6 protein-coding genes are annotated in these 16,305 nt (G+C 43.9%); 4 read left to right on the top strand and 2 right to left on the bottom strand.

Annotated features, from left to right (window positions below):
• The first annotated feature begins 12 nt into the window (after positions 1-12).
• Both INQ51_RS14580 and INQ51_RS14575 read left to right on the top strand, forming a co-directional pair.
• Positions 13-5,841, top strand: coding sequence for a tail fiber domain-containing protein (locus INQ51_RS14580; RefSeq protein WP_233378705.1), 5,829 nt, complete (start codon positions 13-15; stop codon positions 5,839-5,841).
• A gap of 198 nt (positions 5,842-6,039) precedes the next feature.
• The gene (locus INQ51_RS14575) at positions 6,040-6,345 is read left to right on the top strand and encodes a hypothetical protein (protein ID WP_233378704.1); all 306 of its coding nucleotides are present in this window, start codon (positions 6,040-6,042) and stop codon (positions 6,343-6,345) included.
• A gap of 440 nt (positions 6,346-6,785) precedes the next feature.
• Here INQ51_RS14575 and INQ51_RS14570 read toward each other — a convergent pair whose 3' ends face one another.
• Positions 6,786-12,434 (bottom strand): HYR domain-containing protein, encoded by a 5,649-nt coding sequence (locus INQ51_RS14570; RefSeq protein WP_233378703.1) that lies wholly within the window; start codon positions 12,432-12,434, stop codon positions 6,786-6,788.
• A gap of 30 nt (positions 12,435-12,464) precedes the next feature.
• Positions 12,465-12,941 (bottom strand): hypothetical protein, encoded by a 477-nt coding sequence (locus INQ51_RS14565; protein ID WP_233378702.1) that lies wholly within the window; start codon positions 12,939-12,941, stop codon positions 12,465-12,467.
• A gap of 755 nt (positions 12,942-13,696) precedes the next feature.
• On the opposite strand from INQ51_RS14565, the gene INQ51_RS14560 reads away from it, so the two are divergent.
• Entirely contained in the window at positions 13,697-15,493 is a 1,797-nt protein-coding gene (locus INQ51_RS14560; protein WP_233378701.1) for a sensor histidine kinase, read from the top strand.
• Positions 15,490-16,206, top strand: coding sequence for a LytR/AlgR family response regulator transcription factor (locus tag INQ51_RS14555; RefSeq protein ID WP_233378700.1), 717 nt, complete (start codon positions 15,490-15,492; stop codon positions 16,204-16,206). The genes INQ51_RS14560 and INQ51_RS14555 overlap by 4 nt, the downstream gene beginning before the upstream one ends.
• The last annotated feature ends 99 nt before the right edge of the window (positions 16,207-16,305 follow it).

The following is a 16,305-nucleotide window of genomic DNA, read 5'->3' as shown; positions in this document are numbered from 1 at the left end:
AATCAGATACTCATGAAAAATTTAACAAGCCTCATTATTGCACTTCTTTTTACCCTGAGTGGTGCTGCCCAAACCCCTGGCGCATTTAATTACCAGGCGGTCATTCGCAACGCCTCAGGCAGCATTCTTGCCAACCAGGACGTAGCCATCACCATCTCCGTTCTGGAAGGCGAAAACAGCACCCCTGTTTATACCGAAGACTGGAATGTGCAAACCAATACGTTCGGGTTGATAAACCTCGAGATTGGCTCAAAAGACCCGGAGACTTTTAAGACCATTCGCTGGATGAATGGCCCCTATAATTTGTCGCTGATGGTGAACGGCGAATTTTTAGGAACCAGTCCTTTACTGAGTGTACCTTTTGCCCACTTGGCGCAGCGTGTTGTGGAAGGAGGCGCCGATGATGCCGATGCCGATCCTTTCAACGAAATCGAACTGCCGGCACAAAGCGGCAACTCGGGGAAGTTTCTAAGCAGTGACGGCGCAAAACCTTTCTGGACGGGCATCAGTTTTATTCATCTCACCGATGTTCCGGCCAATCTTGACACCGATGCAAGCGACGACTTTAGCGGCTACTATTACGATTTAAAGAATAAACCCAAGACCATCAGTTCGGCTCAGGCCAATGCCATTGAAGCGCACACTGCATTAATAAATGTCCTCCGACTAAAAGCGACCGCCGATAGTACTTACCTCAAAACCTTAATCGAACAGGAAGTTAACAACCGGATTGCAGATGTAAATACAGAAGAAGCAGCAAGAGTCGCAGCTGATGCAGCACTGACAGTAAAAACCCAAAGCGACAGTACCTATTTTCAAGATGCCATCGATGCAGAAACAGCCAGCCGGATTGCAGCAAACAATGCACTCCTAACAAAAGCAAAGTCCGATAGCACTTTACTGAAGAACTTAATCGATCAGGAGATTGCCAACCGTACAGCAGATGTAAATACCGAAGAAGCTGCCAGAATCGCAGCTGACGCTGCACTGGCAACAAAAGTCCAAAGCGATAGCACCTATTTTCAGAATGCAATTGATGCTGAGGCTGCCAACCGCCTTACAGCAAACAATGCACTCCTAACAAAAACAAAGGCCGACAGTACTTTACTGAAGAACTTAATCGATCAGGAGATTACCGACCGTACAGCAGATGTAGATACAGAAGAAGCTGCAAGAATTGCAGCTGATGCAGCACTGACAGCAAAAACCCAAAGCGACAGTACCTATTTTCAGAATGCAATTGATGCGGAAGCAGCCAGCCGAATTGCAGCGGACAATGCCCTCCAATCAAAAACAAAAGCCGATAGTACACTATTGAAGAACTTAATCGACCAGGAAATTACCGATCGCACTGCTGATGTAGATACCGAAGAGGCTGCACGAATTGCAGCCGACGCAGCACTTGCAGCAAAAACCAAAAACGACAGTACCTATTTCCAGAATACAATTGATGCAGAAGCAGCCAGCCGGATTGCAACAGACAATACACTCCAAACAAAAGCAAAGGCCGACAGTACTTTACTGAAGAACTTAATCGATCAGGAGATTGCCGACCGCACAGCTGATGTAGATACCGAAGAGACTGCCAGAATCGCCGCCGATGCAGCACTGGCGGGAAAATCAAAAGGTGACAGTACCTATTTTCAGAATGCAATTGATGCGGAAGTAGTCAGCCGGATTTCAGCAGACAATACACTCCAAACAAAAGCAAAGGCCGACAGTACTTTACTGAAGAACTTAATCGATCAGGAGATTGCCGACCGCACAGCTGATGTAGATACCGAAGAGGCTGCAAGAATTACAGCCGACGCAGCACTGGCGACAAAAACCCAAAGCGATAGTACCTATTTTCAGAATGCAATTGATGCGGAAAAAGCCAGCCGGATTTCAGCAGACAATACACTCCAAACAAAAGCAAAGGCTGACAGCACTTTACTGAAGAACTTTATCGACCAGGAAATTACCGATCGCACTGCTGATGTAGATACCGAAGAAGCGGCAAGAATTGCAGCCGACGCAGCACTTGCAGCAAAAACCAAAAGCGATAGTACCTATTTTCAGGGTGCCATCGATGCAGAAGCAGCCAGCCGGATTTCTGCAGACAATACTCTCCAAACTAAAGCAAAGGCCGATAGTACTTTGCTGAAAAACTTAATCGAACAGGAAATTGCAGACCGAATTGCGGATGTAGATACAGAAGAAGCAGCAAGAGTCGCAGCTGATGCAGCACTGGCAACAAAAACCAAAAACGACAGTACCTATTTCCAGGATGCAATTGATGCAGAAGCTGCCAGCCGGATTTCTGCAGACAATACTCTCCAAACAAAAACAAAGGCCGATAGTACTTTACTCAAAAACCTGATAGAAAAGGAAATTACCGATCGCATTGCAGATGTAAATACCGAAGAAGCGGCACGAATCGCAGCCGATGCAGCACTGGCGACAAAAACCCAAAGCGACAGTACCTATTTTCAGGATGCCATCGATGCAGAAACAGCCAGCCGGATTGCAACAGACAATACACTCCAAGCAAAAGCAAAAGCTGACAGTACACTACTGAAGAACCTAATCAATCAGGAAATTACCGACCGCACAGCTGATGGAGATACAGAAGAAGCAGCAAGAGTCGCGGCTGATGCAGTAATGGCTGCAAAAATCCAAAACGACAGTACCTATTTTCAGGATGTATTTGATGCAGAAGCAGCCAGCCGAATTGCAGCGGACAATGCCCTCCAATCAAAAACAAAAGCCGATAGTACACTACTGAAGAACTTAATCGACCAAGAAATTGCCGATCGCACTGCGGATATAGATACCGAAGAAGCAGCACGAATTGCAGCCGATGCAGTAATGGCAGCAAAAGCTAAAAACGACAGTACTTATTTTCAGAATGCAATCGATGCAGAAAAAGCCAGCCGGATTTCTACAGACAATACACTCCAAACAAAAACAAAGGCTGATAGTACTTTGCTGAAAAACTTAATCGAACAGGAAATTGCCGATCGCACTGCGGATATAGATACCGAAGAAACTGCCAGAGTCGCAGCTGATGCAACACTGATAGCAAAAACCCAAAGCGACAGTACCTATTTTCAGGATGCCATCGATGCAGAAGCAGCCAGCCGGATCGCAGCAGACAATACACTGCAGTCAAAAGCAAAGGCTGATAGTACTTACCTCAAAACCTTAATTGAACAGGAAGTTAATAACCGCATTGCGGATGTAGATACAGAAGAAGCTGCCAGAATCGCAGCCGACGCAGCACTTGCAGCAAAAACCCAAAGCGATAGTACCTATTTCCAGGGTGCCATCGATGCAGAAACAGCCAGCCGGATTTCAGCAGACAATACACTGCAGTCAAAAGCAAAGGCTGATAGTACTTTGCTGAAAAACTTAATCGAACAGGAAATTGCAGACCGAATTGCGGATGTAGATAGTGAAGAAACTGCCAGGATCGCAGCCGATGCAGCACTGGCAGGAAAATCAAAAGGTGACAGTACCTATTTTCAGAATGCAATTGATGCGGAAGCAGCCAACCGGATTGCAGCCAATAATGCCCTCCAAGCAAAAGCAAAGGCTGACAGCACACTAATGAAGAACTTAATCGATCATGAAATTACCGACCGGATTGCGGATGTAAATACCGAAGAAGCGGCAAGAATTACAGCCGATGCAACATTGGCAACAAAAACCCAAAGCGATAGTACCTATTTCCAGGGTGCCATCGATGCGGAAGCAGCCAGCCGGATTGCAGCCAATAACGCCCTCCAAACAAAAGCAAAAGCCGACAGTACACTACTGAAGAACCTAATCGATCAGGAAGTTAACAACCGAATTGCTGATGTAGATACAGAAGAAGCTGCCAGAATCGCAGCCGATGCAACATCGGCAGCAAAAACCCAAAGCGATAGTACTTATTTCCAGGGTGCCATCGATGCAGAAACAGTCAGCCGGATTTCAGCAGACAATACACTCCAGTCAAAAGCAAAGGCTGATAGTACTTTACTGCGAGGGTTAATCAGCACAAACACCTTAACATCTCTAACTAATTTGCAGGCCATTAAAGACACTGCATCCCAAACACGCGCAGCTATTCCGGATGTTAGTGGTTTTCTAAGCAGCGAAGCCGATCCTGTTTTCAGCATCAGTCAGGCCGCGAATATTGACGCAACGGATATCAGTAATTTGGCAAACTTGTCGGGGGTAAATACCGGCGATCAGAATATCAGCGGCATTGCCATCAACACACAGGCCATTAAAGACACTGCTGCCCAGATACGTTCAGCTATTCCGGATGTTAGTGGTTTTCTAAGCAGCGAAAGCGATCCTGTTTTCAGCAACAGTCAGGCCGCGAATATTGACGCAACGGATATCAGTAATTTGACAAACTTGTCGGGGGTAAATACCGGCGATCAGAATATCAGCGGTATTGCCATCAACACACAGGCCATTAAAGACACAGCTACCCAGATACGTTCAGCTATTCCGGATGTTAGTGGTTTTCAGCTGGCTTCCGAAGACGGTGATATCAGCGCTACCAACGAAATTGAATTACCGGCCCAAACAATAAGCGATGCAGGCAAAGTTCTGGCTGCGAATGGCTCCGGAGGCACAAGCTGGACACTCGTGGGGGGGCTTACCAACTGGACAGAAAGCGCATACACTTTCGATACAAAATATGGTGTAATATTCACCCCAAAGAGCACTCAAGCCAATGTTGATATCGTTTTACAACCAAAAGGAACAGGTGCCATTATTGCAGCCCAACCGAATGGTAACCGATACGGAGGAAACAATCGTGGAGCAAAAGCTGTCGACTTGCAGCAGGAAAGAACTTTTGAGACTGAAGTTGCCAGTGCAGATTATTCTTCAATTGGCGGAGGAATCCGAAATACAGCAAGTGGACAATATTCTGCCGTCGCTGGTGGTTATTTCAACAAAGCAACTGCAACGTACAGCACCGTCAGCGGAGGCTACGGGAATAATGCAACATACTCTTCTGCAACCGTTGGAGGAGGTTATCGCAATGATGCAAGTGCTTATAATTCCACGATTAGTGGTGGTTATGGAAATACGGCGAGCGACTGGTATGCTACAGTTAGTGGAGGCATTTCAAACACAGCAAGTAAACCTTCATCAACAATTGGAGGAGGACACACAAACACAGCCAGTAACAGTTATTCTACGGTTGCTGGAGGAGAGTTAAACACCGCCAGTGGCAGTCATTCCATGATCGCCGGAGGCAAAGGAAATATGGCAAGTGGTCCAAGTAGTTTTGCCGGGGGCAATTATAATACAGCTCAATCGTATGGTGAGACCGTTCTAGGGGTTTATGCCACTGTTGGTGCGGGACAGGCTTATTTCAAAGTAACCGACCGCCTTTTTGTGATAGGAAATGGCAATAATACGACCCGAAGCGATGCCCTAACACTTCTAAAAAATGGTGAAATGACTATTGCCGGAAACCTGACAACCAATTCAGACAGACGCCTGAAAACCGATATCACCGATTTTACGGCAGCAATGGAACTGGTTAAGGCACTGCGCCCGGTAACTTATCGTAAAAAGCCGTCGCTGACCAGTACCGACTACGGAACTACCGAAATTGGATTTATTGCCCAGGAAGTGGAAGAGATTTTACCGGAAGTGGTACGGACTGCGAATACCGAAGATGCACTTAAATCGGTTAATTACAGCGGGATTGTACCGGTATTAACCAAAGCCATCCAGGAACAACAGGCCGAAATCACAGCAATAAAGGAACAACACCAAGCCGAAATCGATCGCTTAAAGCAGGAGATTGAACAGCTTAAAGCTCTGATACTTGAAATGAATCAGTAAGAAATTTCGGGCAAACCGGTAAACGTTTGAGTTTTTACTTTCCTTTTGCATGAGACAGAAGAAGTCATCAGGATATACGTCTATTACACCAAACGAGCACCAACCTATGTTTGCCCGAAACAACCGTGCAGCAAGCTTTCCCGGCTCCCGGATTGCTTGCCGCACGGCTGCAGGAAGGGAATCACTAAAATTTCTTGCATGTTGCACTACTGCGACAAGCAAGCTACAACATTTTTTTGCGTGTTGCAGCGCTGCGACATGCGAGCCACGAAAATTTCCGGCATGTTGCAAAGCTGCAGGAACGAAGCCACAAAAATTTCTGACGTGTTGCAAAGCTGCGGCGGGCAATCCACAACTTTTTTTTGCTTGCCGCAGCGCTGCAGGAAGCCAGCAAAAATATTTTCCGGCGAATTACATGGCTGCGGCGAGCCTGTTTATGAGCGAATTACAACATCTACGTTTGGCGTCCTCACCCCTGACACCGTGATAGTCTCATTCCCGTGAGGCTATCACTTTTTTCAGAAATAAGCTTACTCCAAAAGCAAAAGTTCACGCAAAGAACATTCGGCTTTGCGGAACAAAACGCAAAAACGAATAGTGAATGCTCTGCCTCTTTTGCACTTCTTCTGTGCCTTTTCTAACGTTCACTAAAAAATTTAGGTATAATGAGCTGATGACTGGAAGTGGCCTAAAGGTCCGGTATATTTCAGCCCGGGGCCAAACGCCCCCTCCGCTAACGGGGAAATTCTAATTTCCCTTCACTTCCTGAAGCGTTTGATTTTACTCCTGTTCAAGACCGGATTTTGCTGGCAACTCTAAAGCCATTTTACAACATCCACTCCTCCATAAACCTGAACAGCGAGTTCGTGCACCGCAAAGTATTATCATACAAAAAAGCCGTCCCAGACAGAACTGAGACGGCTTTTCCGTAGTGGCTTAACCCGTTATTTTCGGTCGAGTATCAACTTTTTAACAACCTGCCGCTCTCCCTGTTTAATGCTTACAAGATAGAAGCCTGCAACCTGGTCAGACAGGTCAAATTGAATACGATCGCTCGCACGGAACTCTTTGCGAAGAACTTCGCTGCCCGATGCGCTGAAAACAATGATTGCAATGTTTTCATTGCTTTGCGAATCATTCCCGACATATACTTTGCCTGTGGTTGGATTCGGATACATCGTGATGGCAAACAATCCTTCATCTATGTCGCCGATTCCGGTTATCGTTCTCAAAACACACAGTTCAAAAGTATCTGTGGCGGTGGCACCTTTCGGGTCCTCAACTGCAACAATGATGTTGTAACAACCCGTATCGGCCGTTTGCGGAGTGAAATCAAAAACAAATTCACCGGTAGTTTCCGTTACTTCCATCCAGGCCGGAACAGTATCGTTTTCTACCGTAAACGACCATACCAGTTCATCTCCGTCCGGGTCGGTGAAAACTTCGCCGGGCACTTTACTCAGCGCCAGGTTCAATACAGCGCCTTCTTCCACTTCCTGGTCAGCAACCGGGTTAATCAATACCGGAGCATGGTTACCGGCTTGAACAAACACCATAAACGTATCTGTCACAAAGGCTCCTTCCTCATCGGTTACGCGAACAACCACCTGCGCTACCCCGGTTTGGTTTGTTGCCAGGGATAGCTCCAACTCAGCGCTTGATTCGTTTGAAGTATAAACCACTGTCGTGTTTTCGATAAGATCTGTATTATCAACGACAGCACTAATGCTTAGTTCCTGCGCGATACAATCACCTCCGTCTGAAATGCCGGTCAGGCTGATCACAGCGTGCTCGTCTTCAGATGCGGTAACATCGGCCACAGGATCGAGGGTCGGCAACGCATTTGCGCTGTTCACCGTCACCGAGAATGAAACGGTATCTTTTACACCTTCCAATGCAACTTCCCAGGTTTCTACCGTTGTTCCGACTGGGAATACACCATCGGCCCCCAAGCCATCAAGCAGCGTGAGTGTTGCACATGACTCGCCTGTAAAAATTGCGGGATAGTCTACTGTTGTTTCACAAACTCCGGCGGGTAAATCCACGCGAATATCTTCCAGATTTTTGTTGGCCGAGTAAGAAACAAACACTTTGGTTTCGCAGCTGCTTTCATTACCTGCTTTATCAGTAACACTGACTGTTACCGGCACTGAATCGCCGATGTTTTCGCATTCGAAAATACCGGGAACAACTTCAATAATCAGGTTTTCAAAGGCGGTGGCATTATCGAAGCTACCTGCTGCCAAAGCTGCCACATCCTCCTCTGTCAGTTGATACGACTTCCCTGCCGACAGCCAAATGCTGATTGGATTACACGCAACTACCGGTGCAATCGTGTCGTGAACCGTCACTTTCGATTCGCAGCTCCCAACGTTTCCGTTCACATCGATAACATACAAGTTCACGGTATTGTCGCCAAGGTCGGCATCAGTAAAAATACTTTGTGAAATTTCTTTCTCTGCGATTCCGCATGCTTCGTCGGAACTTTCTTCCAGCATCGAAACTCCAACTTCGGCAATTCCGTCTTCGTTTAAGTATACCTCCAGGTCGTTGCATAAAACTACCGGGGCAAAATTGTCATAGACTTCCACATTCGCACTGCATCTGGCTATATTTCCGCCAAAATCGGTCGCGATCAACTCCACCACATTCGTGCCTACATTGCTGCAATCAAATTTAGATTTGTCCAGGTTGTAAGAAGCAATACCGCCTGCATCGAATACACTGTCCAAAACAAAACCGGGATAAATCCGGGCTGTTCCGTCTTCATTCATAACAATACCGATGTCCTGGCACCAAACTTCCGGGGCTACTGTATCCATCACCGTTACTGTTGAAATGCACGATGCAACATTTCCGTTCACATCTGTTACGCTTAATGCAACAAGGTTAGCCCCTGTATCTTCGCCAATAAATTTAGTCTTGCTTAAACTCATGCCTGCAATTCCACAAACATCGTAAGATCCATTATCCAGAAACGAAGAATCGATGATGGCGATTCCTGTTTCTCCTACGTTCAATGTAAGGTCTTTGCAGATAACCGTTGGCTTAATCGTGTCCAGGACGGTAACATTGGAGCTACCGGTTGACCAGTTCCCGTTTTCGTCTGTTACAGTTAAAGTAACCGGGTTAGCTCCCACATCGTTGCAATCAAAACCAGTTATATCCAGACTCATTGAAGCAATGCTACAATTATCAGTTGAACTGTTATCAACATCAGATGCTGAGATGTTTGCTAAACCGTCTTCATCCAAATAAATGCTTACATTTTGAGTGTTTACAACCGGCTGTTCTGTGTCCTGAACAGTAACGCTAAAGCTATAAGAAGTGTCTACACTCTGTGTGTAATAGCGGTATCCATACCAGGTATTTGAATTTTTAATGAAGATTTGATTGTTGGCAAAACCTACGTTCCACATAGAAGAAGTAGCCGGAGCTTCAGCAGGCAACTGGCATGAAGAAGTATAGCTACCATCGGCCTTGTTTAAAAAGTGAATTTGTTTGTTCTGATAATCATAAACCATGATTTCAGCCTTGTTTATTCCACTGTATCCAATTCTATATTGATTCAAAAAAGAAACAGGAACCGGTAAGCCGGTTATAGTTAGTTGAGAAAGGTATGTGTTCGTTGTGCGGTCAACCCGGTATATGTTTCCATTGGAATAATATATAATCTGATCATCCTCATAGTTGTATGCTCCTTGTGACTGATAATCGGGCTGAAGTCCCGGAAGTACGATGCTTCCCTCACTTGTTGCATATCCATCGGAATCGAGTTGCTGGTTTTTTATACCTACACTATTGTATGCATTACCCTCCAGTTTATTTGTATTTGGATTCCACCAAAGCCCTCTCCAGTCATGATTAGAATTGTTTGTTTTCAAAAGGAGTGTTCCTTCATTGTTGAATGTCTCAATTGGGACACCAGGGTATCCCCCTGTTACCGAGTAGTATAAATCTTTTTCAGGATTGTATGCTACATCCATTGGTGTTCCTGTTGCAGTAGATGCTAAATTAATTGTAGGGATTGCATCTGTAATCATGGAACTGATTGTAAACTTAACCTGGGTGGTTCCCACGGGGAAAACTGAACCGCTGGCAAGTCCTTCAGTAAGTTTAAAAGTAGCCTCCGTACAATTGTCAATAACAATTGGTGATTCAAATGTTACTACGGCTCCACATTGGCCCGGATCGTTCTGAACAGTAATATCAGAAGGACCTTCAATAGTTATTTCAGTACTATCCACAATAGTAACTATAGCTGTGTTGCTGGCAACGTTACCACTTGGATCTGTTACTGTAAGTGTTACCGTGTTTTCCCCAATGTTGGAACAATTGAACTCTGTTATATCCAGGGTCATTGTTGCAATCGAACAATTATCAGAAGAGCCGTTATCTACAAAAGATGGATCAATACCTGTCGTTCCCGACTCATTAAGAAATAGAACTGTATCCTTGCAAATTACTTCGGGCGGCGTTTTATCTTCAATAGTTACCGAAAAAATTGTTGAATATTCAGAGTTCAAGTCGTATTCTGAATTAATTCCCTGTACACGGTAATAATAGGTTTTCCCATTCGCAAGTTCTGATACATCCTCTGAAACAATATCATTAGAAGAAATCAATTTATTTTCGTAGCCTACTAAATAAGTGCGAAAATCGGCAAATTCAGAAATATCCAGTTTATATCCGGTCGCAGAGCTGTTTTTTTCCCAGTTTGCGGTAAAACTGTTACAGCTAATATTGGAAGCAGCTGATGCCTTTTGATCAATCATTGCTGTTACAAATACTTTCTGTTCGCCAAATACTGTATCCAGATCATTTATTGCATAAGCCCTTACATAGTATTGGGTTACAGCCGATAAGCCGGTAACGGTCCGGCTAAAATTAACGCCTTCAGCTGGAGCTCCTAAACTTGAAAATTCACTGTCAAAATCCGGATCTTCGTTCTCTCCCCAGCAGAAGCCATGCTGAGTTGCATCCTGGTGACCGACATCGGTAACAGTTCCATTAAATGTCGCTCCAATTGAATCCACAGCTGTAATATCATTGGTAACTGCAACCGGCACACGAGGCGCTTCATACCAATTTACAGTAACCGTAGAACTGGAAATATTAAGAACTTTTGCATAGATATGATCAACGCCGCCATCGGTCCTGGTATAAGTATATACTGCTTTTCCTGAAGCATCCGTATAAGTGCCTCCCTGAAGTTCTCCAATTCCGGAAACATAAAAGTTAACCAGAATCCCTTCCATCGGGACTCCATCTGAGTCAAGAACAGTTGCAGTAACATTTCCATCTCCCTTTACATCAACAGTTTGTCCTGCGGGAGAAATACCCACCTGATCAACACTGGCAACCGGAGCCAATGACATACCGCCTGCATAACCATATGAGTTGTAAGGATTGATTCCATATGAGAACACCCCAAAAGGCATACTGCTTTTTAATGTATGATTTCCCTCTGACACTTGAATACGGGTACCATAGTAACCACTTTCACCAACTTCACTGAACTCTGATTCAGGTATTGTAACTCCGTCAAGTGTTATTCCTGTATAATTGTATTCAGAAGCTACAATGTTAAGAAAATGATATTCAAATCCTTGGGGAGCCCCAACAATGTAACCTTTTAAAAACTGGTCCTGAGGAGGTATTACCATCATCATTGGATCTCCGTATGAGCCATTACCATTATACGTGCCACGTCCGTATTGAACCACCAGTACCGGCTTGTTGGCAACAATCTGCTCTGCCGCTTTGTATTGATAATAACGTTCATCTCCGGCATTCAGAACAAATTCACCATCAGTCAATGATGTTACAACAGTATTATCTTCATTGGCAATAATTTGAACAAAATCGGCATTGCCACTTCCCAAGTTAGTTTCGCCACTTGGTAAAACGATGAAGTTCTGACCAAAAGACTGCGTTGGCGGTAATTGCTCAACAAGGTGATCGCAAGCAGATGAACCGGGCAAGTTAGCACAATTGGCTCCAGCAAAAAGAGCTACAGGATTATTGGAACTAACCAATGCTCCTGCAAGGCTAGTCATTGTCGCGTAATAATAAACCTGTCCTTCCATTAGGGTTGCTCCCCACAAAGTATTTCCAGCAGCGTCAGTAACAACCACGTCGGTATTATCTTCTCCGGCAATTACAGAAATTTGATGTTCTCTGTTACTATTCGCAGCAACCCGATATTCCGTACCCCAGCTTTCCTTAGGTAAGGCAACATATGCATCTGTTGTAGATGATCTATAATTCACTCCATAAACGGCAATTCTTCTATCGGATACAATGTGAAATGCATTGGAGCTAACACCATTAACTTGTAAATACGCTGCTGCCGGAAGAACCACTTCCTGTAGTGCGCCTGCTTCTATATTTAACTGATTGCTGTATGCTGCATGACTATTCGATATCTCTACTTTTGCCCCTTCAGGCGAAGCAATAAATAGTTTTAAACTGCCTACTCCTAAATTGGTATGATAATCAATCCAGAATTCTGATCCTTCGGTATTTATCTGACCAAAAGAAAGCAGGCTAATAAAAAGAAACAACAAAGTACTTGTATATATTTTTTTCATACGATATTTCTTTAGAAAATTATCAGGTTCTTAGTTTACAGATACAGAAAATTCTAATTTAAACTCTCCTTTGCCCAGCCCTGGGAATGTTAGATATTTCGCAGAGCAGAAACCTTCAAGTTCACCTCCTGCCTTAATATCATGAACTTCATGGAATTCGGGAACTACAGGCAACACAGGAGTAAAACGCACCTCACAAGAAGTCTGCTTTTCCGACTTATTCAATATCCTAAGAATAATATTCTCAGATTTTTTACATTTAATTCTCTTTTGATAAAATTCGACTCCCTCCAGTACTTTAATAAGTTTCCAATCTGCTTCATCAGAAAATTCAGAATGATAAAGGGGAATTGTTTTTTTAAGATTGTTTTGTAAAAACGCAGATGATGAAGCTGTTACATCATCAATCGGATTCTTTGAACCACTATTTCTCTGGTCAACATAATTATCTGCACTTGCAGCTGTTGCACAAAAAAACAGTAAAGAAATAAAAACGGTTTTTTTCATTCCAATATAGATTTTTGGTTTACTAATAAGTGTCAATTTCTGTTTAGCTAACTATACATCTTCCCCAACCTTACCTCTACTCTTATAGCAGCTTACGGTTAAACGACATTATTTCTCTGTATTTATGGCTGTTGATCGGGAGTAAGAAAATCATATAAAAAGACAAAGAGCCTCAAAAATGTTAAACGCTCTGAACAAACCACCTACTTTTTACCGACCCAACAATAAGAAAAGTCTCTTTTCCTCTCCTGCCGGGACTCAAATTGGACCAGTTCTTTTTTTCTTCGGACCTCCTTTTTCGCATTTGTCCCAACTCAAAAAACATTGGATGGGTAAAATTCACAAAAATACGCCCCCCCTGCATGAGAGGGAAAAAGGGAGATCACACATTAAAACAAATTGATTCTAACTCCTGAATATCAACAACAAGCGCCACGGATTTAAAGATTTAATGCACATACCGAAAATAGCGATTAGAAACCGGGCAATATTTACCATATGTTAAAAAATAGGGCAGATAACGAAGAAAATATCAAACACTTTTGCGGCCTACCATCAAGAGGAAACATGCTAATTTTCAACAATCCCTCCCTCACGGTTGTTATACTCTTACATTCAACAAATTATGTAAACATTAAACCTGACTACAACCGATTATGCAGCCCGGATACTTTGTGTTACTATATGTATTGTTGCTGTTTCCCGAATTTGCAAAGTCTCAACCACCCGTTGTTTTTGCTGATGGAAGCGAAATAATGGAAACCCGCCTGTTTATCAGCAACGATGAGCACTTTGACATCCCGGCATTGCTTTCTCCCGGTTTTATTGAGAAATTCCAGCCCTTTCCTGAAAAGTACCTGATGAAATCTGCCGAAACATACTGGGTGCTAATGACGCTCGACAGTGCAAAACTCTCGGACGATACGCAATGGTACATCAGCTTTGACTATTGGGACAAAATTGAAATGTTCTACCAGAACACCTCGGTCCTCCTTTCGTACCAGGCCGGACTGCGTAACAAAGAAAACGACCCGCTGGTCGACGATCTTACCAACATCCCTATCCTAAAAGAACAATTGATAAGTGGCAGGTATTTTCTGGCCCGAGTAAAAGATTACAAAAACAGGTATTTTCTAAACAAACCATCGTTGGTCAACCAGGAGACACTGGCTTTTTACCATCATTTTATTACTGTTTCTTCGTTTAAACGCAACCTTCCCTATTTTCTGTTTATCGGCGGAATAGCCCTGATGATCGTCTATTTTCTGGGAATATTTTTCCTGTACCGCGACAAGCTTTTTATCATTTACTCGGCTTACCTCCTTTCGCTGCTGCTATACCTTGGCACCAGAACAAGCATCATCCTGGATTTTTTAATGAGCAGTGCCCCCTTTATTCACCCCTTGTACAATACGGTAATACAAGTGATTGTCAATATCTGTTATTTAATATTTTCCATTGCCTTTCTGAATGCCCAATATGATTTTCCGAAACTTTACCAGTACATAAAAGTCTCCATCTACCTGCTGGTGTTTGTGGTAATTCTGCAGCTATCGATATACGCCGTGTCTCCTTTCACAGGCTGGGAAGAAACCATCCTCAATATCGAAAGGTATTACATGATTGTGTTTAGCCTGGGGGCCTACATCTACATTCTCCGGAAGTATAAAAAAAGGATCGTTCTGTTTTTTCTCGCAGGTAGTTTTACTTTCCTGCTTGGCGGAGTAACAGCTCTTTTACTGAAAGACATACAATTTATGATGTACGGCGCCGCTATCGAGGTTTTTATTTTCTCGCTAGGAATGGGATACCGAACCCGCCAGATTGAATTGGAAAAGAAATCGATCGAGAGTGAAATTGCCAAAACAGAACTGAGCGCCCTGAAAGCACAGATGAACCCTCACTTTATTTTTAATTCGCTGAATTCCATCCGCGCCTATGTTATTTCCAACGAAATAAACAAAGCCTCAGAATACATCACCAAATTTTCGAAATTAATCCGCCTGATACTTTACTATTCAGCCAAAGAGAACATAACACTCCGCGAAGAAACCGATACCCTAAAATTATACGTACAGCTGGAAGAGCTCAGGTTCAGGGAAGATTTTGGTTTTGAAATTAAAATCTCGTCAAACATCGACACCGCCAATGTGCTGGTTCCGCCTCTTATTATTCAACCCTATATTGAAAATGCCATCCGGCACGGTTTAGCCCCCAGTGCCCGGGATAAAAAACTGGAATTGTTTGTGGCAACCGAAAACAGTAAAATTATAATCCGGGTAAAAGACAACGGAGTGGGACGCCGGTTTTCGCAAAATCATACTTCTAAACCCAAAGGGCATCAGTCGATGGCAATGGACCTTACCCAAAAGAGAATCGATTTAATTGAACGCCTGCACACCAGCGAAGAGAACATTATTATCACCGATTTATATGCTAACAACCAGGCTGCGGGAACAGAGGTCACGCTAAAACTTCCGCTGGTCGAACTTCAGCCTGCCAAAAAGCATGCAGGTAAATTACCCAAAATTGAAAAACAACCTTCCTTATGAAACTCAGAACCTGTATTATCGACGACGAAAAGCACGCAACAGAAACCCTCTCTTACGACCTGCGCGAGTGTTTCGACGAACAAGTTGAAATTCTGTTTACCAGCAACAACCCCGTAGAAGGGCTAAAGAAAATAAGAGCCGAAAAACCTGACCTCGTTTTTCTCGACATCGAAATGCCGGGCCTTTCGGGGATCGACATTCTGGAGCTTCTGGAAGACCTGAAAGTGGATGTTATTATTACCACGGCACACCAAGAATTCGCCATTCAAACCGTTGGCACAAAAGCCATTGCTTACCTGCTAAAACCCGTATTACCCGACGAGCTGGAAAAGGTTGTTCACCTGGCTATCCGAAACAGGCAAAAAACACAGGAGCAAAAACGGGGTGACAAAATTGCCGTTCCGGTTTTTGACGGAATCGAATTTATCAACTATAACTCCATCATTTACATAAAGTCGGACGGAAATTATTCGGAGATTTACTGCACCGAAAACAGAAAAATTATTGCCAGCAAAACGCTTAAGCATTTTGAAGAAATGCTTCCCGACAGTGTTTTTATCCGCATTCACAAATCATACCTGGCTCACCCCGGTTTTATCACCAAGTATTTCAAACGCGATGGCGGAGAAGTGTTGATGAGCAACAACCACGTGCTTCCCATCGCCCGAAACCGGCGGGAGGAAGTTGTCAAACTCATTCAAAACAACCACTGACAAGCCGGTAGTTACCATTCACACATACGCACTTTCATAAAAAACGGGAGTGCCCTAATTTGACGCATCAAAAGACGAACAACAACGCCATCTTAATCA

It is taken from the genome of Maribellus sp. CM-23 (assembly GCF_021354595.1).
GTDB lineage: Bacteria > Bacteroidota > Bacteroidia > Bacteroidales > Prolixibacteraceae > Draconibacterium.
Note: the sequence above shows the minus strand (reverse complement) of the source record. Positions and strands in the feature narration are given on the sequence as shown.

Coding starts and splice junctions, on each gene's coding strand:
- INQ51_RS14580 (WP_233378705.1), top strand. CDS start 13: ATGAAAAATTTAACAAGCCTCATTATTGCACTTCTTTTTACCCTGAGT.
- INQ51_RS14575 (WP_233378704.1), top strand. CDS start 6,040: ATGTTGCACTACTGCGACAAGCAAGCTACAACATTTTTTTGCGTGTTG.
- INQ51_RS14570 (WP_233378703.1), bottom strand. CDS start 12,434: ATGAAAAAAATATATACAAGTACTTTGTTGTTTCTTTTTATTAGCCTG.
- INQ51_RS14565 (WP_233378702.1), bottom strand. CDS start 12,941: ATGAAAAAAACCGTTTTTATTTCTTTACTGTTTTTTTGTGCAACAGCT.
- INQ51_RS14560 (WP_233378701.1), top strand. CDS start 13,697: ATGGAAACCCGCCTGTTTATCAGCAACGATGAGCACTTTGACATCCCG.
- INQ51_RS14555 (WP_233378700.1), top strand. CDS start 15,490: ATGAAACTCAGAACCTGTATTATCGACGACGAAAAGCACGCAACAGAA.